Source organism: Dellaglioa sp. CoH-56-MRSF-13, assembly GCF_056782095.1.
In genome coordinates, this window is the sequence record NZ_JBXAYC010000087.1 from 1 (window position 1) to 377 (window position 377).

Annotated in this window: 1 protein-coding gene; it reads right to left on the reverse strand. The window is 52.3% G+C overall.

Annotated elements, in window-relative coordinates:
- On the reverse strand, positions 1-377 hold a 377-nt coding region (locus AC1RP1_RS08015), incomplete at both ends, for a hypothetical protein (RefSeq protein ID WP_481762720.1).

The following is a 377-nucleotide window of genomic DNA, read 5'->3' on the forward strand; positions in this document are numbered from 1 at the left end:
ACTGAATGTCTGATATCCGCGTACCACCTTCTCTTTAACCGATAGGTTATATAGCGGAGCGCTGGCATCAGGTCTGAATTCGAGCGTGTTTATCTGGGTGCTCGGAACGTCAGTGATCAACGATTGGGAATACCTACTATTCTGATAGCCAGTCATCTTGTTGTTCATGCCGGACCGGGCTATGGGCCTATAGTCCATAGCGGTAAACACTCCGGACATAAACTGACCGAGCACAAGGCGCTGTGAGGGCTGTGGCGGCGGCAGCGTGATAACGTCCTTGTAGCGCAGAACGCCTGTGCTGGTTACTGCCATCTCCTTATATGAAGCGGCTGTCGCATAGCCCCTATCTGCTATACTGCGTGCGAACTCCGCATATG